The sequence below is a fragment of the Massilia sp. CFBP9012 genome (assembly GCF_034045115.1).
Lineage (GTDB): Bacteria > Pseudomonadota > Gammaproteobacteria > Burkholderiales > Burkholderiaceae_D > Telluria.
The window spans coordinates 168,433-187,566 of the sequence record NZ_JAXCWM010000003.1 but is presented as its reverse complement, the minus strand read 5'-3'; the positions used below and the strand labels follow the sequence as shown (position 1 = coordinate 187,566).

14 protein-coding genes are annotated in these 19,134 nt (G+C 65.3%); 11 read left to right on the top strand and 3 right to left on the bottom strand.

Annotated elements, in window-relative coordinates; all coding sequences use genetic code 11:
* Positions 1–154: 154 nt before the first annotated feature.
* From SOM61_RS05730 to SOM61_RS05690, 9 genes are all read left to right on the top strand, one after another.
* Positions 155–1,405 (top strand): ABC transporter substrate-binding protein, encoded by a 1,251-nt coding sequence (locus SOM61_RS05730; RefSeq protein ID WP_320473218.1) that lies wholly within the window; start codon positions 155–157, stop codon positions 1,403–1,405.
* 4 nt (positions 1,406–1,409) lie between these two features.
* Complete coding sequence (locus tag SOM61_RS05725) at positions 1,410–2,303, top strand: carbohydrate ABC transporter permease (protein WP_320473217.1); 894 nt, start codon at positions 1,410–1,412, stop codon at positions 2,301–2,303.
* Between the two features lie 32 nt (positions 2,304–2,335).
* Positions 2,336–3,196: a carbohydrate ABC transporter permease gene (locus SOM61_RS05720; RefSeq protein ID WP_320473422.1), complete on the top strand. Its 861-nt coding sequence runs from the start codon at positions 2,336–2,338 to the stop codon at positions 3,194–3,196.
* 13 nt (positions 3,197–3,209) lie between these two features.
* Entirely contained in the window at positions 3,210–4,256 is a 1,047-nt protein-coding gene (locus tag SOM61_RS05715; RefSeq protein ID WP_320473216.1) for an ABC transporter ATP-binding protein, read from the top strand.
* Between the two features lie 79 nt (positions 4,257–4,335).
* Positions 4,336–5,397 carry a LacI family DNA-binding transcriptional regulator gene (locus tag SOM61_RS05710; protein ID WP_320473215.1) on the top strand — a complete coding sequence of 354 codons (1,062 nt, stop codon included), beginning with the start codon at positions 4,336–4,338 and terminating at the stop codon, positions 5,395–5,397.
* Positions 5,398–5,524: 127 nt separating this feature from the next.
* On the top strand, positions 5,525–6,889 hold the full coding sequence (locus SOM61_RS05705; protein WP_320473214.1) for a GH1 family beta-glucosidase: 1,365 nt from the start codon (positions 5,525–5,527) through the stop codon (positions 6,887–6,889).
* 50 nt (positions 6,890–6,939) lie between these two features.
* On the top strand, positions 6,940–9,462 hold the full coding sequence (locus SOM61_RS05700) for a glycoside hydrolase family 3 protein (RefSeq protein ID WP_320473213.1): 2,523 nt from the start codon (positions 6,940–6,942) through the stop codon (positions 9,460–9,462).
* Between the two features lie 8 nt (positions 9,463–9,470).
* Positions 9,471–10,439 carry a glucokinase gene (locus tag SOM61_RS05695; RefSeq protein ID WP_320473212.1) on the top strand — a complete coding sequence of 323 codons (969 nt, stop codon included), beginning with the start codon at positions 9,471–9,473 and terminating at the stop codon, positions 10,437–10,439.
* 13 nt (positions 10,440–10,452) lie between these two features.
* The gene (locus SOM61_RS05690) at positions 10,453–11,757 is read left to right on the top strand and encodes a sugar MFS transporter (RefSeq protein ID WP_320473211.1); all 1,305 of its coding nucleotides are present in this window, start codon (positions 10,453–10,455) and stop codon (positions 11,755–11,757) included.
* A gap of 51 nt (positions 11,758–11,808) precedes the next feature.
* Here the strand turns inward: SOM61_RS05690 and SOM61_RS05685 are convergent, their stop codons facing one another.
* From SOM61_RS05685 to SOM61_RS05675, 3 genes are all read right to left on the bottom strand, one after another.
* Positions 11,809–12,822 (bottom strand): cupin-like domain-containing protein, encoded by a 1,014-nt coding sequence (locus SOM61_RS05685; RefSeq protein WP_320473210.1) that lies wholly within the window; start codon positions 12,820–12,822, stop codon positions 11,809–11,811.
* Positions 12,806–13,525, bottom strand: a complete 720-nt coding sequence (locus SOM61_RS05680) for a SapC family protein (RefSeq protein ID WP_320473209.1) — start codon at positions 13,523–13,525, stop codon at positions 12,806–12,808. Before SOM61_RS05680 ends, SOM61_RS05685 begins: the two co-directional genes overlap by 17 nt.
* Positions 13,526–13,651: 126 nt before the next feature.
* A complete protein-coding gene (locus SOM61_RS05675) occupies positions 13,652–16,687 on the bottom strand; it encodes a TonB-dependent receptor (RefSeq protein WP_320473208.1) in 3,036 nt (1,011 codons plus the stop codon).
* Between the two features lie 527 nt (positions 16,688–17,214).
* Between SOM61_RS05675 and SOM61_RS05670 the strand changes: the two genes are divergently transcribed.
* Positions 17,215–18,084: a polysaccharide deacetylase family protein gene (locus SOM61_RS05670; RefSeq protein ID WP_320473207.1), complete on the top strand. Its 870-nt coding sequence runs from the start codon at positions 17,215–17,217 to the stop codon at positions 18,082–18,084.
* 20 nt (positions 18,085–18,104) lie between these two features.
* Positions 18,105–18,923, top strand: coding sequence for a glycoside hydrolase family 16 protein (locus tag SOM61_RS05665; RefSeq protein WP_320473206.1), 819 nt, complete (start codon positions 18,105–18,107; stop codon positions 18,921–18,923).
* Positions 18,924–19,134 lie beyond the last annotated feature (211 nt).

Sequence of the window (19,134 nt, the reverse complement as noted above, 5' to 3'; positions counted from 1 at the left end):
CAACGCTCACCCTGAATCATTTCTGAAGATTCATGCCAAAATGACATATTGCAAGTTTAATTTGACCCTGAATTAACGCGATGCTATAGTCGGGCCAAGCCGATGGTAACGTTTCCAAACTTACCAAAACAATAACGGCATCAATGGAGACAAGATGGTCACACCCCGCAACCTGGCTGCAGCCCGCGCATGGCTGTGCGCCGCTGCTTTCGCGCCAGGCTTCGCACTGGCCAACGCTGCCGCGCCCAAGGCGGAAGTCATCCACTGGTGGACCTCCGGCGGCGAATCGAGCGCCGTCAAGCAGGTCGCCCAGGCCTATCGCGCTGCCGGCGGCGTGTGGATCGACAGCGCCATCGCCGGCGGCGACCAGTCGCGCGCCGTCACCATCAACCGTATCATCGGCGGCAATCCGCCGACCGCCGCCCAGTTCAACACCTCCAAGCAGTTCACCGACGTCATCGAGCAGGACATGCTCAACAACGTCGACCTGGTCGCCAAGGCCCAGGACTGGGACCGCATCCTGCCCGAGCCGCTGATCGACGTGATCAAGCACGACGGCCACTATTACGCGGTGCCGCTCAACATCCACATGCAGACCTGGATCTGGTACTCGAAGGCCGCCTTCCAGAAAGCCGGCATCGACAAGGAGCCGGCCAGCATCGACGAACTCTTCGCCGCCCTCGACAAGCTCAAAGCCGCCGGCCTGGTGCCGCTGGCCCACGGCGGCCAGTCGTGGCAAGAGACCGTGCTGTTCTCGGCCCTGCTGGCCAATATCGGCGGGCGCGAACTGTATCTGAAAGTGATCCGCGACCGCGACCAGGCCACCATCCTCTCACCGCAGTTTCGCAACGTGCTGCTCACCTTCAAGCGCATGAAGTCCTATGTCGATCCCGGTTCGCCCGGCCGCAACTGGAACGACGCCACCGCGATGCTCATCAGCGGTAAGGCCGGCTTCCAGGTGATGGGCGACTGGGCCAAGGGCGAGTTCACCAATGCCGGCCAGCTGCCCGGCCAGCACTACGGCTGCATCCCCGGCCTCAAGCCCGACACGCCCTACCTGATGCAGGGCGACGTCTTCGTCTTCCCACGCACGAACAAGGCCGACGCGATCAAGGCCCAGCAGCTGCTGGCCAACGTGGTGTCGCAGCCCGAGCTGCAAGTCTCGTTCAGCAAGCTGAAAGGCTCGATCCCGGTGCGTACCGACGTCGATGCGTCGCAGCTCGACCTGTGCGCGCAGAAGGGCATCGAGATCATCAAGGATCGCAGCCGCCAGCTGGGCGTCACCGAGGTCTATCTGACCCCGGACCAGAACGGCGCCATGCAGGACATCCTGACCGCCTACTGGAATATGGACATGAACGTCGACCGGGTCCAGCGCAGCATCGCCAACGCCCTCAAATACTGACGCCATGCTCGCCCAACGCCTCCACGTCCGCCTCGCTCCTCACTTCGCTCTGCTGCCGATGGCGCTGGTGGTGCTGGGCGCCTACATCGGCGGCGCACTATGGACCTTGCGCACCTCGTTCACCGCCTCGCGCACCTTCCCGTCCGATAACTTCATCGGCGCGGCGCAGTACGTGCGCCTGTTCGACAACGAGCGCTGGCTGCTGTCGCTGCATAATCTCGCTGTCTACGGCGTCGCCTTCATCGTTGCCTGCATGGTCATCGGCTTCCTGCTGGCCGTCTTCATCGACCAGAACGTCAAGGGCGAAGGCCTGCTGCGCACCGTCTTCCTGTACCCGTACGCGATGTCCTTCATCGCCACCGGCCTCGTATGGCAATGGTTGCTGGCGCCCGGCAGCGGCATCGAAGGCGCCGTGCGCCAGATGGGATTTCCAGGCTTCTCGTTCGACTGGATCGTGCACCAGGACCTGGTGATCTACACCGTCGTCATCGCCACCGTGTGGCAGGCCTCGGGCCTGGTGATGGCGCTGATGCTGGCCGGCCTGCGCGGCATCGATCCGGAAATTTACAAAGCCGCGCGCCTGGATGGCATCCCGGCCTGGCGGGTCTATCTGCAAATCGTGCTGCCGATGCTGGGGCCGTCGGTCGCCACCGTGTTCCTGCTGCTGGCCACCGCGGTCGTGAAACTGTTCGACGCCGTGGTCGCGATGACCCAGGGCGGTCCCGGCATCGCCAGCGAAGTGCCGGCCAAGTTCATCATGGACCACCTGTTCCTGCGCTCGAACATCGGCCTGGCCTCGGCCGGCGCGGTCACGCTGCTGCTTCCCGTGCTGGCCCTGCTCGCGCCGTATGCCTATGCCCGCAGCCGCCGCGCGCGCCTGAACGGAGGCCATGCGTGAGCCACCATTCGCTGCAGGCGGTCGCGCCCCCCATGTCCGGCCACGCTGCCCAAGCGGCGCCCCGCAAGCGCCTGTTCACGCCGGCGCGCATCGGTGTCTACGCCTTCCTGTTCAGCGCCGCCCTGTTCTTCTTGCTGCCGCTGTACGTGATGATCATCACCTCGTTCAAGCCGATGGACGAGATCCGCATGGGGAATGTGTTCGCCCTGCCCGCTGCCGCCACGCTCGAGCCATGGCGCGCGGCCTGGGGCGCGGTCAGCCACGGTTTCTGGAATTCGGTGGCGATCGCCGTGCCCAGCACCGTGATCCCGATCCTGCTCGGCGCCGTCAACGGCTACGCGCTGTCGTTCTGGCGCCCGCGCGGCGCCAACCTGCTGTTCGGCGTGCTGCTGGCCGGCGCCTTCATTCCGGTGCAGGTCATGATTTATCCGTTGGTGTGGATGATGGCGCATGCGGGCGTGTTCGGTTCGCTGCCGGCGATCGTGGTGGTCCACGTCATCTTCGGCATGCCGCTCATGACGCTCCTGTTCCGCAACTACTATGCCTCGGTGCCGCACGAGCTGTTCCAGGCCGCGCGCATCGACGGTGGCGGCTTCTGGCGCATTTTTATTCAAGTGATGCTGCCCATGTCGCTGCCGATCATCGTCGTGGCCGCGATCATGCAGGTCACCGGCGTCTGGAACGACTACATCCTGGGCCTGGTGTTCGCCGGTCGCGAGAACCTGCCGATGACGGTCCAGCTGAACAACGTGATCAACACCACCACCGGCACCCGCCTGTACAACGTCAATATGGCCGCGACCATCCTGACGGCCGCGGTACCGCTGGCGATCTACTTCATCTCCGGACGCTGGTTCGTGCGCGGCATCGCCGCCGGCGCCGTGAAAGGCTAGGGTTAAGCTCGACATGTCCAACGTCCACCTGCGCAAACTGTGCATCACCCGCGGCAGCAACGAGATCATCCGCGATCTCGATTTGCAGATCGAGCCGGGCGAATTCCTCGTGCTGCTCGGCCCTTCGGGCTGCGGCAAGTCGACCCTGTTGCACAGCATCGCCGGCCTGATCGACCTGTCCGGCGGCGCGATCGAGATCGGCGGCCGTGACATGAGCTACGCCGATCCGAGCGAGCGTGGCATCGGTATGGTGTTCCAGTCGTATGCGCTGTATCCGACCATGACGGTCGAGAAGAATATGTCGTTCGGCCTCAAAATCTCCGGCACGCCGAAGGCGGAAGTGCAGCGCCGCGTGCGCGAGACGGCCGAGATGCTGCAGCTCGACGCCCTGCTCGATCGCAAGCCATCGCAGCTCTCGGGCGGCCAGCGCCAGCGTGTGGCGATCGGTCGCGCGCTGGTGCGCGAAGCCGGCGTCTACCTGTTCGACGAGCCGCTGTCGAACCTCGACGCCAAGCTGCGCGCCGAACTGCGGCGCGAACTGAAAATGCTGCACCAGACGCTCGGCTCCACCATGATCTACGTAACCCACGACCAGGCCGAGGCGATGACGCTCGCGACCCGCATCGTGGTGATGCAGGCGGGGCGCATCCAGCAGATCGGCACGCCGGCCGAGGTGTATGACACGCCGGCCAACCGCTTCGTGGCGGGCTTTCTCGGCTCGCCGTCGATGAATTTCATCGATGGCAGCGTCGATGCGCAAGGCCGCTTCAGCGCCGGTGCAATCACCTTGCCACTTGCAGGCGGTGCGTCGGCCGGCGCGGTAACGCTGGCCGCGCGTCCGGAACACATCCACATCGACGACAACGGCCCCTTGACCGCGACGGTCACCCTGGTCGAGCCGATGGGCAATCACCAGGTGGTGTGGCTCGACTGCGGTGAGCAGGCGCTGTCGTGCATCGAGCACGATGGACGTTCGCTGGCATCCGGCCAGGCGGTGCGCTTCGCGATCGACACCGGCCGTGTTTCCTTGTTCGATCCTAAAAACGGCCACAGGCTGTGAGCTAGGGATGCGATGTGCACGCGGATGCAGTATGCTTGACGGTTGTTTTGATTAACTCATTGAACGGATAGGATCGCGGGTGGCGACAATCAAGGACGTAGCGCGGCTGGCTGGAGTAGGTCTCGGCACCGCCTCGCGCGTGGTCAGCGGCAAGGGCTCGGTATCGCCGGCCACGCTCGAACGCGTGCGCAAGGCAATCGACGAGCTGGGCTTCCGACCCTCGCACGCGGCGCGCGCCCTGCTGTCCGGCACCAGCCGGATGGTCGGCGTCTACATCCCCGTGTTGTCCGGCACCTTCTACACGCCGATCCTGCAAATCATCGACACCGAGCTGCGCGCGGCTGGCCTGCACATGGTGGTCGCCTTCGGCGTCGGCCTGGGCGACGCGCGCAACCAGGCGATCGAGGGCATCGAGTTCCTGATCGAGCGCGGTTGCGACGGCCTGATTATGATGACCAGCGCCCTGCTCGACGAAGACATCGCGGCCCTCGGCGGCAAGCGGCGCCTGATCGTCGCGCTGAACCACGATTTCAAGGACATCCCGGAGCAGTGCTTCACGGTCGACCATGCGCAAGGCGGCCGGCTGGCGGCGCAGACCCTGCTCGAGCATGGCCACCGCGACATCGCCGTCATCGCCGGCCCCAGCGCGCTGGTCGACAACGTGGCGCGTATCGACGGCTTCATGCACGAACTGAAGGCCGCTGGCGTCGACACCGACAAGGTGTGGCTGGTCGAAAGCGACTTCTCGCCGCAGGGCGGCTGGCATGCCGCCAAGGCCCTGGTCGAATCGAAGACGCCGTGCACCGCCCTGTTCTGCGCCAATGACGAGATGGCGGTCGGCGCCCTGTCGTACTTCCAGGAGGCCGGCATCAGCGTGCCGCGCGACCTGTCGGTGATCGGCTACGACGACACGCCGAGCGCGCAATTCTCGGCGCCGCGCCTGACCTCGGTGCACATGCCGTGGCGCGAAATGACGCAGAACGGCATCAACGCCCTGCTCAACCGCTGCTACGACCTGAAGCGCCCGGTGGCGCGCAGCTTCCCGGTCGACGTGACCATGCGCGCCTCGCTGGCCAGGGTTGGCGCCAAAGCCAAAAGCGACAAGAGCGGCAAGAGCAAAGGCAAAGGTAAAAGTGAGTGAGGCGTGTTTGCCTCATCCACGGCCGCATGCGGCCATTTTTTTGGCGCCGGACTGGAAAGCTTTCCAATGTCTTGTTAAGCTGTCCCAAAATTTAATTGAGTACAACACCAAAACCTGAAGCGAGACCATGACCACTGCCAACCGACCCGAGCCTTCCGCGCCGCAGCGCAGCGATTTCGCCCGCGATTTCCTGTGGGGCTGCGCCACCTCGTCGTACCAGATCGAAGGCGCCGGCCGTGAAGACGGCCGCGTGGAATCGATCTGGGACCGCTTCGCCGCCACCCCCGGCACGATCCGCGACGGCTCCGATGGCCTGGTGGCCTGCGACCACTATCACCGCTGGCCGGAAGACTTCGACATCGCGCGCGGCATGGGCCTGAACGCCTACCGCTTTTCGTTCGCCTGGCCGCGCATCTACACCGGCGTGAATGGCCAGCCGAACCAGCAAGGACTGGACTTCTATTCGCGCCTGGTCGACGGCATGCTCGAACGCGGTCTGCAGCCATGGGCCACCTTGTACCACTGGGACCTGCCGCAGGCGCTGCAAAATGCCGGCGGTTGGGAAAACCGCGCCACCATCGACGCCTTCCTCGAGTACACCGACGCCATGACGCGCACGCTGGGCGACCGGGTCAAGCACTGGATCACCCACAACGAACCGTGGTGCACGGCCATCATCGGCAACTTCGAAGGCTGGCATGCGCCGGGCAAGACCGACCTCAAGGCCGCGCTGCAGGTCGCCCACAATGTGCTGGTCTCGCATGGCAAGGCAGTGCCGCTGATCCGCGCCAACGTGCCGGATGCGAAAGTGGGCATGGCGGTCAGCCTGCACCCGCTGCGCGCCGCCAGCGACAGCGCAGAAGACAAGGCCGCGATGGAGCGCCACGACGGCCTGCGCTACCGCTGGTTCCTCGACCCGCTGTTCGGCCGCGGCTACCCGGAAGCCACGCGCGAACGGTTCGGCGCCGCGGCGCCCGACGTCGCGCCGGGCGATATGGAAGCGATCGCCGTCAAGACCGACTTCATGGGCGTGAATTACTACTTCCCCGAAGTGATCAGGCATGAAGCCGGCCACGCGCCGCTCGACGCGAAAGTGCTGCCGACCACCAGCGGCGAGATCACCGCGATGGGCTGGCCGGTGTCGCCGGAAGGCTTCACTGAACTGCTCACCCGCATCGAGAACGACTATCATCCGGGTCCGATGTACGTCACCGAGAACGGTTCGGCCTTCGAGGATGCCGTCGGCCCGGATGGCGAGATCGACGACGTCCAGCGCCGCCACTACCTGATGCGCCACCTGGCCGCCATGAAGGATGCGATCGACCAGGGCGCGCCGATCAAGGGCTACTTCGCCTGGAGCCTGCTCGACAACTTCGAATGGGCCGAAGGTTATCTGCGCCGCTTCGGCCTGGTGCACATCGATTACGCCACCCAGCAGCGCCGCCTGAAGAACAGCGGCAAATGGTATGGTTCCTTCCTGCGCCAGGAATGAGCCTCTACGAATAAGCGTTTACTTCAACGAACAATAAAGCGAGACAACCCATGACCTTCAAGCTTCGTCCTTCCACGCTGGCCCTTTCCATCGCCCTGGCCCTGCCGGCCATCTGCGGCGCTGCCGCTCCAGTCGACACCAGGCTGGCCGACTGGCCGCGCGTGACCAGCGCCATCAAGAAGGACGACGCGATCGAGAAGCGGGTCCAGGAAATCGTCAGCAAGATGACCCTGGCCCAGAAGGTCGGCCAGATGACCCAGCCCGAGATCAAGACCACCAAACCCGAGGATGTGACCAAGTACTACCTCGGTTCGGTCCTGAACGGCGGCGGCAGCTGGCCAAACAATAACAAGGCGGCCGACGCCAGGGAATGGCTGGCGCTGGCCCAGGCCTACCACGAGGCCTCGATGAAGACGGACATGGCGATCAAGGTGCCGGTGGTGTGGGGAACGGATGCGGTCCACGGCCACAACAACGTGCCGGGCGCCACCCTGTTCCCGCACAATATCGGCCTGGGTGCGGCGCGCAATCCGCAGCTGATGCGCGAGATCGGCGCCGCCACCGCCAAGGCGGTGCGCGCGACCGGCATCGCCTGGGTGTTCGGCCCGACCCTGGCCGTGGTGCGCGACGACCGCTGGGGCCGCACCTACGAAAGCTATGCCGAGCATCCGGAAGTCGTGCGCAGCTATGCCGGCGAATACGTGAAGGGCATGCAGGGCGCGTTCAAGGACGACGCCAACACCATCGCCACCGCCAAGCACTTCATCGGCGACGGCGGCACCAGGAACGGCAAGGACCGCGGCGTCACCGAGACCACCGAGCGCGACCTGATCAACATCCACGGCGCCGGCTACTTCCCGGCCCTGGAGGCGGGCGCCCAGACCGTGATGTCCTCGTTTAACAGCTGGACCGACACGGCCAGCGGCAAGGCGTACGGCAAGCTCCATGGCAGCAAGTACGCGCTGACCGACATCCTCAAGACCAAGATGGGCTTCGACGGCTTCGTCGTCACCGACTGGAACGGCATCGGCGAAGTGACGGGCTGCCGCAACGACAGCTGCGCCCAGGCGATCAACGCCGGCAACGACATGATCATGGTGCCGGACGACTGGAAGGCCTTCATCGCCAACACCATCAAGCAGGTGGAAAGCGGCGAGATCCCGATGTCGCGCATCGATGACGCCGTGTCGCGAATCATCCGCGTCAAGCTGCGCGCCGGCCTGTTCGACAAGAGCCCGGTGCAGAACGCCCATGCCGGCAAGGACGACGCGATGCAGGCGCGCGCGCTGGCGCGCCAGGCGGTGCGCGAATCGCTGGTGCTGCTCAAGAACGAAGGCCCGGCCCTGCCCTTGAAGCGCGGCCAGAAGATCCTCGTGGTCGGCAAGAGCGCCGACGAGCTGTCGAACCAGAGCGGCGGCTGGTCGATCACCTGGCAGGGCACCGCCACCACCAATGCCGACTTCAAGAATGCCGACACCATCCTGACCGGCATCCGTGAAGCGGCCGGCAAGGACAACGTCACCTTCAGCCTCGACGCGAAAGGCGTCGACGTGTCGAAGTTCGACGTCGTGGTCGCCGTCATCGGCGAGCGTCCGTATGCCGAAGGCGACGGCGACATCCACCCGTCAGGCACCTTGCGCCACAGCAGCCGCTATCCGGAAGATCTCGCCGTGCTGAAAGCCGTCGGCGGCAAGGGCAAGCCGGTGGTCACGGTGATGGTCACCGGCCGTCCGGTATTCGCCAACGACCTATTGAATCTCTCGGACACCTTCATCTCGGCCTGGCTGCCGGGCTCCGAGGGCAAGGGCGTGTCGGACCTGCTGGTCGAAGGCCAGCAGCGCCACGACTTCCGCGGCGTGCTGCCGTTCTCGTGGCCGAAGTCGGCTTGCCAGATCAAGCTGAACGTCGGCGACAAGGATTACGCGCCGCTGTTCGCCTACGGTTATGGCTTGAAGGTCGCGACCCGCTCCAAGCTGGGTAAACTCGATGAAAGCTATCCGCAAGGCGGCTGCAGCGCCGGCAACACCTTCCCGGTGTTCAGCCAGGCCGACCGCCTGAGCTATCCACTGGCCATTCGCAGCGGCCAGCAAACCACCGTGCTCGGCGCCGACCTGAACGCCAGCTTCAAGCTGCCGAACATCACCGTCACCACCGCCCAGGTCAACACCCAGCAAGACGCCAAGCTGGGCGCCTGGACCGGTCCGGCCACGCTGGAAGCACGCGGCGCACGCGCCATCACGCTGCCGGCGGCAGCGGTCAAGGATGGCGCGCTGCGCTTCGACACCATCGTCGCCAAGGCGCCGGCCGGCAAGGTGACGCTGTCGATGCGCCAGGGTTCCACCAGCGTCGACCTGGATGCGACGGCCCTGTTCAAGCGCCTGGCCGTCGGCGCCAAGAACACCGTCGCGATTCCGCTGGCCTGCTTCCAGGCCAAGGGCCTCGACCTGGCCAAGGTCGATACGCCGTTCGCCGTCACCAGCGATGCCGCATTCTCGGCGGCCTTCGCCAATATCGAGATCGCCGGCGGCGCGGCGAAGGAAGCAGGCGCCGTGCAGTGCGGTGAACTGAAATGACGCAAGAGGTGACCACTGAGCTGCGGCTGCTGGCCGACGTCGGCGGCACCAACGCGCGTTTCGCCCTGCAGTCGCTTGCGGGCGCGGGGTTCGACGACATCGAGGTGCTGGCGGCCGCCGGCTACCCGAGCCTGGGCGAGGCGATGCGCGCTTACCTGGCCAATGCCAGGGTGCGCGGATTCGCGGTCGACACCGTTCGCCATGCGGCGATCGCGATCGCCAATCCGGTCGAGGGCGACGAGATCAGGATGACCAATCATCACTGGAGCTTTTCGATCGAAGCCTTGCGCGTCGAACTGGGTTTGACCACGCTCTTGATGGTGAACGACTTCGCCGCGCTGGCGATGTCGCTGCCGCACCTGGCCCAGGACGGCCGCCGGCAGATCGGCGGCGGCATCGAGCTGCCGAACCGGACAATCGGCCTGCTCGGCCCCGGCACCGGCCTTGGCGTCTCGGGTGTGGTGCCGGCCGGCGAGCGCTGGATCCCGCTGTCCGGCGAAGGAGGGCACGTCAGTTTCGCGCCCGTCACCCGCGACGAAGTGTCGATCCTGGAAGCGCTGTGGGGAGAGTACGGCCACGTCTCGGCCGAGCGCCTGCTGTCGGGGATGGGCATGGAGCTGATCCACTGGGCCCGCACCGGCAAGCGTCTCAAGGCGGCCGACATCACGGCGGCGGCGCTGGATGGGTCATCGATCGACTGCCGCGGCTCGGTCGACGTGTTCTGCGCCATCCTGGGCAGCGTGGCCGGCAACGTCGCGCTGACCCTCGGCGCGACCGGCGGCATGTATATTGGCGGCGGCATCGTGCCACGCCTGGGCCCCATCTTCGAACAATCGGCGTTCCGCGCACGCTTCGAGGACAAGGGGCGTCTTGGTGACTATCTGTCGCGCATTCCGACATACTTAATAACCGAACAATATCCCGCGCTGCGCGGGGTTTCGGCTATGCTGTCGGGTCATATCGCTACTCTGCAATAACAACGGAGACTCCATGCAGAACCCAATCCAGAACCCCACCGTGGCCAGCGCGGCCGTGGAAGGGGAGCGCAACCAGCACACCGGTGCGCTGGTCATCGTCACCATCCTGTTCTTCATGTGGGGCCTGATCACGTCGCTGAACGACGTCCTGATCCCGCACCTGAAGTCGATCTACACCCTCACCTATATGCAGGCGATGCTGGTGCAGTTCTGCTTCTTCGGCGCCTATTTCATCGTCTCGCTGCCGGCCGGCGCACTGATCCGCCGCCTGGGCTACCAGAACGGCGCCGTCACGGGCCTCCTGATCGCGGCCGCCGGCTGCGCCCTGTTCTACCCTGCCTCGAACGGCGGCTACGGCATGTTCCTGTTCGCGCTGTTCGTGCTGGCCAGCGGCATCACCATCCTGCAGGTGGCGGCCAACCCCTACGTCACCGCCCTCGGACCGGCGCGCACCGCGGCCAGCCGCCTGACCCTGACCCAGGCCTTCAACTCGCTCGGCACCACCGTGGCGCCGGCGCTGGGCGGCATCCTGATCCTGTCGACGGTCGTGCTCTCGGCCGACCAACTGGCGTTGCTGCCGGCGGCCGAACAGGCCGCGCACCGTGCGGCCGAAGCCGCCGCCGTGCAAGGACCTTACCTGGGCCTGGCCGCCGCACTGGTGCTGCTGGCGGTGATGTTCGCCATGGCGCGCCTGCCGAAGATCGCCTTCGAAGACACCACCACCGCGGTCGATGCCAAGGGCGGCGCGATGTCGTACCGCCACCTGGTGCTGGGCGCGCTGGGCATCTTCCTGTACGTCGGCGCCGAGGTGAGCATCGGCAGCTTCCTGATCAACTTCATCGGTGAGCCGCACATCGCCGGTCTGTCGCACGCCGATGCGGCGCGCTACGTCAGCATGTACTGGGGCGGCGCCCTGGTCGGCCGCTTCATCGGCTTCGCGGTGATGCGTTATGTGAGCCCGGGTAAATCGCTGGCGGTCACCGCGCTCGGTTCGATCGCGCTGGTCCTGACCGCGACCTTCACCGAGGGCAGCCTGGCGATGTGGGCGATCGTGGCCGTGGGCCTGTGCAACTCGATCATGTTCCCGACCATCTTCAGCATGGCGCTGCATGGCCTGGGCAAGTTCACCGGCCAGGGCTCGGGCATCCTGTGCATGGCCATCGTCGGCGGCGCCGTGGTGCCGTTCGCGCAGGGCATCCTGGCCGACACCATCGGCCTGCAGATCTCCTTCCTGGTGCCGGCGGCCTGCTACCTGTTCATCATGTACTACGGCGTGAAGTACGCCAAGCTGCATAAAGAGAAGATCGCCGCCGAGTAATCGACGTCGACGCAAGAAAAAAGGCCCGCAGCATGCTGCGGGCCTTTTCTATTATCGGTTCAGGCGCTTGAGCAGCTGCGCGCGCACCATGCGCGAGGCATCGTCGTCGAGCGGCGCCAAGAGGCCGCGTGCGGCTTCCGGGATGTGGGCCGCGGTCTCGGCATCGGCCTCGAACACGTAGTGGCGGAACAGTTCGGCCCAGGCCGCGCGCTGGGCTGGCGGCAGGTCGCGCACCGTCATCAGGGCGTGCATCAGGGCGTTGTTGGGCGTGTCCATCCAGTCCGGCGACTGGCGCCACCAGTAATTCACCAGCACATTGAAGCCATCGAGCGCCTCGACGTGGTGCCACCACATGCTGGGCACGAAGATCGCGTCGCCCGGTTCCATCTCGGCCACCTGGGCCTGTTCCAGCGCCTGGGCAAAGCGCGGAAAGCGTTCGAGATCGGGATTCCTGAAATCCACCAGGCTGATGGGCTGGCCGGCTGGGGTCAGGTCGATCGGGCCGACGTAGAGATTGTGCTGCTGGCCTGGCGGGAACAGGGTGAAGCGGCGGTGGCCGGCGCCGATGCAGGCCAGGTTGTCGGGCAAATCGTAGTGGGCCGAGATGCGGGTGCGGTTGCCGATCCAGATGCTGGCCAGCGGATCGCGCGGGCCCAGGTCGACATCGTTCTCGCCCCTGAAGCCCGGCAGCGCGCCGTCGATCGTGGTGGAACCAACGTAGATCGCCGGAGGCTTGGACGTGGCCAGGTGCTTTTCCAGTTCATCGAGCACGGCATCGAGCCGCACCCGCATGGGCTGGAAATTGAAGCCGTCCAGCGCCTCGTTGTAGAAGAAGCGGCCGTCGATCTCGGGCGCGCCGAGCATGGCATTGACGGTGGCGTCGACATACCAGCGGCGCAGGTAGGCGATGGCGGCCTGCGGTGACGAGCGCGCGGCCTGTACCACCGGCCAGTCGGCCACCAGGCCGCGCAAGAGCAGCGGCTCGGTGGATGCGAGGATCTCGGGGCCGAGGTCGGCGGGACGCAGCCCGGCGACCTCGCGAACAGCTTTAACGGGCGCCGCCATCGCGCGCGTTCCTGCGGTTCTTGCGGTCGATCAGGTCGCGGAAGTGCGACAGCGAGGCCAGCGCGAAGTACATCGGCGCCAGGTAGCCGGCCGCATGCAGTTCGGCGATCGCGGCGCCGTCGAGCGCGCCCAGGCGTTCTTCATGGATGGTGAAGAAGCCGCCCACGCGGGCTTTTTCACCGTTGTCGAACTCGATGTCGAGCACGAAGGCATCGAGCAGCTCGTAACGCTTGAGGGCCTCGAGGAAGCCCGCGTTGGCCTGCACGCCGTTGTGGATGTTCGACAGCGTCTGGCTCATCTTCTCGAGCAAGTCGGTATTGCCGCCATGCGGCTTGAACACCGGTTCACCCTCGGTCGTGCTGATGCGCGGGTGATCCAGGTCGACCTGGATCATCAGTTCGTCGCCGTTGCGGCCGATGTAGAACGGCAGGCGCTCGTGCAGCCACGGCACCAGCGGCGCATCCCAGCGGCCGTCCTCGAGGAACAGGTTCTCGTCTTGCTGGAAGCCGAGCAGCGCGATCGCCTCGTAGTTGGCGCCGTCGTCCAGCTGGCGGAAGATGATCGGATAGTGCGCCTGCAGAGAGCGGAATTCGTCGGCGAAGGTCGGCACCCAGGCGACCTCGCTGCCCAGGCCAGCGCGATGGCCGTGGATGATGCGCAGGTCCTTGTGCTCGATATTGTTCAGCAGGGCGATGTTGGGCATGGATGTCTCGTTATCTTGTAATGGGTGTCAGTGAAACGACAACGGCGGGCCGGCTGTTGCCGACCCGCCGTCAATACCGTCATCCGGGAAGTCTACTCCCGAACGACGGCACAGGCAAAGCCCCGATCAGAACTTGTAGCGTGCGGCCACCATGTAGCGTGGGCCCGACTGCGTCACGAACAGCACCTGGTTCTTGGTGCGGCCGTGGGTGCGCTGGATCTCGTCGGTCAGGTTGATGCCTTCGAAGGACAGCGACAGGTTGTCGTTCACGTTGTAGCCGACGCTCACGTCCAATTGGCCGTATTTTTCGACATAGTTCGGGTTAGGGCCCTGGCCGTCGAAGGTCGACGACAGGAACTCGTCGCGCCAGTTGTAGGCCACGCGCGCATTCCACTTGTCGTTCTCGAAGATACCCACCAGGTTGGCCGAGTCGCCCAGGCCGACCAGCGCGAACTGCTCGCCGAAGCTGTTGTTGTTGTACTTCAGGCCCGAATTGACGTAGGTGTAGTTGGCCTGGACGCCGAAGCCGCTGTTGCCGAACATGTGCTGGACGTTGAATTCCAGACCGCGGATGCGCGCCTTCTTCTGGTTCGAGTACGAGGTGATGCGGAAGTCCGCGATCGGATCGGAGCCGATCGCGGTGATGGTGCCGGTGGCGTCGCCAGTCGCGTTGTCCGGTCCGCGCACCACGCCTTCCTGGCCGTTGAAGTTGCGGAAGATGTAGTTGCGGATGCAGGTGGTATCCGCGACCACGCAGCCGTTGGCCAGCGCCGCGTTCCAGTAGGCGCCGCCCACCGGGGTGCGCACGCCGAACGGCTGGGCGATGATCTGCGACTGGCCGGCGTAGTTATCCAGGTGCTTGCGGAAGTGGTTGATCGAGACGAAGCTCTGGCGGCCGTAGTACCACTCGAGCGCCAGGTCGATGTTCTTCGACTTGACCGGCTCCAGCGCCGGGTTGCCCTGCGAACCGGTGCCGCCTTCGACGCGCGCCAGCGTGTCAAGGACCTGGCCGCCGGCGATCTGGTCGTAGCGCGGACGACCGATGGTCTCGCCGTAGCTGAAGCGGCCCTTGAAGTCGGGACGGAACGCGATATCGGCATCGAAGCTTGGCAGGACGTGGTTGTAGCTGCCGTCCAGCGTGGTAAAGCCCGAGTCGCCGAACAGCACCGGCAGCTCGTTCTGCGAGACCCAGCTGATCGCGGTCGGCACCTGCACCAGCGCGCTCGACCTGACGTCGGTCTTCTCGTAGCGCACGCCGAACGCGGTATTGATCGGGTAGCGGGTATCCCACTCGGTGTTGAACTGCAGGTACAGGCTCTTCGACTTTTCCTCGGTACGACGGTCGGTGTCGTAGGTGGTCTTCGGCAGGTACAGGTGCGGCAGGCCCGAGGCTTGCGCCACGATGTCGCGGATCTGGCCGAAGTTGAAGGTGTGGAAGCGGTTGAACAGGTTCGGATTGCCGCTGCCGTCGACCTGGTCGAAGTACTTGGAGAGGCTATCCGGCGTGAACAGGCTGGCCGGGTAGTCGGACGCCTGGGTCGCGCCGCCCCAGGTGTCGCGCTGCTGTACCGAGAAAGCCGAGCGGTATTTCACCTTGGTGGCGCCGACGCCGAACTTGAATTCGGACGCTTCCAGCACCTTCCAGCTGCCGTGGGTCTGGATCTGGTCGACTTCAGTCTTCATGTAGCCGTTCTCGAACACCGAGCCGGTGACCTGCTGCGGCGAACGCAAAAAGTCCGCGCCTTCGATCGAGAGGACCGGGAAGTCCTGGGTGAAGTCGGCGGTGGTGTTGCCGCGGCTGAAGCTCGCCGTGCCGATCACATTGCTCGAACCCCATGGGCTGTCCGGCGTCGATTCGGCCGACGAGCTGTGGGCGTCGAGTTCGAGGCGCAGGGCCGAGTTCACGCGCCATGCGGTGTTGAAGCCGAGCGACTTGTTCTCGCTCTTGGTGGCGAAGTCGGAGGCGCCCATGGCGATGTCGTTGACGCCGAGCGGGATGATCTCGGTGTAGGTCAGCGGCGCGGCGAACGGACCGTCGGTCCAGCTGCTCGACGACGGGCCGAAGTTGAACCACGCCGACATGTCGTTGCGGCGGGTGTGGATCCTGTTTTCCGAGTAGGTGTAGTCGAGGGTGGTGGTCAGGTCCTTGTTCGGGGCGAACTGGAACACCACCTGGCCGTTGGTGCGCTCGCGCTGCACGCCGGAGAGGTTGTAGTTCAGGTTCTGTGGCACCTGGTACAGGTCGTTCGGACCCGGACGGTTGACGATGCCAGGGGTCGCGCCGGATGCATCCGGTTGCGGGATCGTGCCCCACTGGGTGTCGTCGCCGCGGAACGGGCCTTTCCAGCCATTCGGCACCGAGGCGCGGTTGTAGCCCAGGTTGCGCTCCTGGTAGCTGGCCGAGATGCCGATGCCGAAGCGGCCATCGGCCGAGGTATTGGAGTAGATGCCCGAGACTTCAGGGGTGACCTTGTCGCCGCTCTGCAGGCCGTCCGGCAGGTTGGTGGCCGAGGTGTCGTGCACGCCCTTGACGCCGATGCTGGCATGCATGCCCGGGCGCGACAGCGGACGCGCGGTGATCACGTTGATGGTCGCGCCGACGCCGCCGGTCGGGGTCTCGGCGCGGCTCGATTTGTAGACCTGCAGCTGCGAGATCGCTTCCGATGCGATGTTGGCGAAGTCGAAGGCGCGGCCGTTACGGTCGCCCAGGTTCGAGACCGGCATCTGGCGGCCGTTGAGCAGCACCAGGTTGAAGTCGGGGCCCACGCCGCGCACGGTGATCTTCGAGCCTTCACCGATTTCGCGGTCGATCGACACGCCCGAGATACGCTGCAGCGATTCGGCCAGGTTGGTGTCGGGGAATTTGCCGATGTCTTCGGCGACGATGCCGTCGACGAAGCCCTGCGCATTGCGCTTGAGGTTCAGCGACGATTCGAGACTGGCGCGAATGCCGGTCACGACCACGGTCTGGGCGCCCGGCTGCGCCGGGCCGGTGATCGAGCCGGTGGGGTTGCTGGCGGCGTCGGTTGCCTGGTTAGGGGCGCTGGTCGCGGTCTCGGCCGGCGTGGTCGCCTGTTCTTGCGCGAATGCCGGGATGAATGCCGAACATGCGCTGGCAACTGCCAGGCTGATCAGAGTCTTTTTCGCCTTCGGGTAGTACATGTCTTCTCCTGTTTTTTTATAAATATGACCGTCGCCTAGCTACGGTGTCTCCGCCAAATCGGACGCACTGCGGCATGCGTCGTGTTTCCGCTACTCGCTGCTACATCCTTGCCTGGTCACCTCCCGACCAGGAAAACCTGCGGCGCGCGCCAAGCGGCGCGACGAGGCCGCCGGCTGGTGCCGGTGGCCTCGTCGCGTGGATTGCCCGGTGCGCGTCGCGCTGTTTCATGTGTCCTCGGCTCCTGGGCCTGGTCGGCCATTTGGGGGAACGAAGCTGACTTGTTCGCGTCATGGAAACGTTTCCATGAATTTGACTGAATATTAGGGTTAGGAAAAAAAATTGTCAACCGAATATCCATGGTGCGTTTCCGATGTTTGACGTAGTTTTGCAACACTTTGGTGCAGCACAAGAGTGAGCGCCGATTACGGAAAAACCGTGCACCCTGTCGTTTCCCTCGTTGACACCTATTTTTCGGCGATGCTATAGTCGGTTGACGTTATGGTAACGTTTCCAAAATGGAGCATGGATGCACCACTTGATTGCCTGCGCTACTGCTCGACCTTTTGCCCGCCTCATCACCCGGATCGCCGTGCTCGTGGCCGGCGTTACCTTCGTCGTCGCTGGCCCTGCACATGCGCAGGACGCCACCTTTGCCTGGCCCGGCGGCGCGCGGGCGGCGGTCAGCCTGGCCTATGACGACGCCCTCGATTCCCAGCTCGACAACGCCATCCCGGCGCTCGACCGTCACGGCATCAAGGGCACGTTCTTCCTGCAGCTGTCCAGCGAGCCGGTGGCCGGGCGCATGGAGGACTGGCGCGCCGCGGCCAGGGGCGGCCATGAGCTGGGCAACCACAGCCTGTTCCACCAGTGTTCCGGCGCGGGGCCGGACCGTGCCTGGGTCGCTCCGCACCGCAACCTGGACACCACCACGCGCGAACAGATGCAAGACCAGGTCCTGCTCGCCAACACGATGCTCACTGCGATCGACGGCCGCCGCGAGCGCACCTATACCGCCCCCTGCTTCGACGTACAGGCCCTCGGCGGCGACTACCTGCCGGCGCTGCACGCGAGCTTCGTGGCGATCAAGGCCGGCCCCGGTCCCGGCGTGCCGGCCTCGATGGCGGCCGTCGATCCCTACCGGGTGGCCTCGGTCGCGCCGGTCGGCGCGAGCGGCGCCGAACTGATCGCGCTGGTGAAGCAGGCGGGGGAACGCGGCACCATGATCGCGTTCACCTTCCACGGTATCGGCGGCGATCATCTGAGCGTGTCATCGCAGGCGCACGAGGAGCTGGTCCGCTTCCTTGCCGCGCATCGCCGGGAGTACTGGACCGACACCTTCCTCAACATCATGAAGCACGTCAGGCAGCAGCGGGCGACGACGCCCACGGCGCGATGACTGCTCGCCAAAGGAGACATATGAAGACTTTGACCCAGCTGGCCGCGCTGCTCGCGCTGGCCGCCAGCGCAGGCTGCGCCACACAATCCGCCACCACCGCTACCGCCACCAGCAGCCTGCCCGGCTGGACCCTCGAATGGAGCGATGAATTCGACGGCGCCGCGCTGGACCGCACTAAATGGCTCCCCGAGACCGGTGGCCATGGCTGGGGCAACAACGAGATGCAGTTCTACACCGACCGGCCCGAGAACGTGCGCGTGGAAGACGGCCACCTGGTGATCGAGGCGCGCAAGGAAAGCCATGAAGGCAAGGATTACACCTCGGCGCGGCTCAAGACGGCCGGGCTGAAGGAAACGCAGTACGGCCGCTACGAGGCGCGCATCAAGGTGCCGAAGGGCCAGGGCATCTGGCCCGCGTTCTGGATGCTGGGGGCGGACATCGGCCAGGTCGGCTGGCCCAAGAGCGGCGAGATCGACATCATGGAAATCATCGGCAAGGAGCCGGCCAATGCCTACGGCACCCTGCACGGGCCGGGCTACTCGGGCGAGCACGCCAACAGCCGCGCCAGCGCACTCGAGGGCGCGGAGTACGGCGACGACTTCCACGTGTTCGCCGTCGAATGGGAGCCGCAACAGATTCGCTGGTACCGCGACGGCATCCACTACCATACCGCGACGCCCGCGACGGTCAAGGGTGAATGGGTATTCGAGCATCCCTTCTTCGTGCTCCTGAACCTGGCCGTGGGCGGTTACTGGCCGGGCTATCCGGACGCCACTACACCGTTCCCGCGCAAGATGCTGGTCGACTACGTGCGCGTGTATCGCAAGGCCGCGCCCTGACGGCCCGGGCGGGCGGCCAGCATTTATGGCCGCCTCCTGCAGACAATCCGCATCGGTGCGAGAATACGGCCAGGCACGCAACCCTGACACAGGGTGCATGCCAGGACCGATTCGACAATCCCCGATCTTCTTCCCACAGCGACCACAGACCCGGGCGGCCATTTGCCGTGCGGCGCGCCGTTGCGTGTCGAAGCATCACCTGGAAAGCACC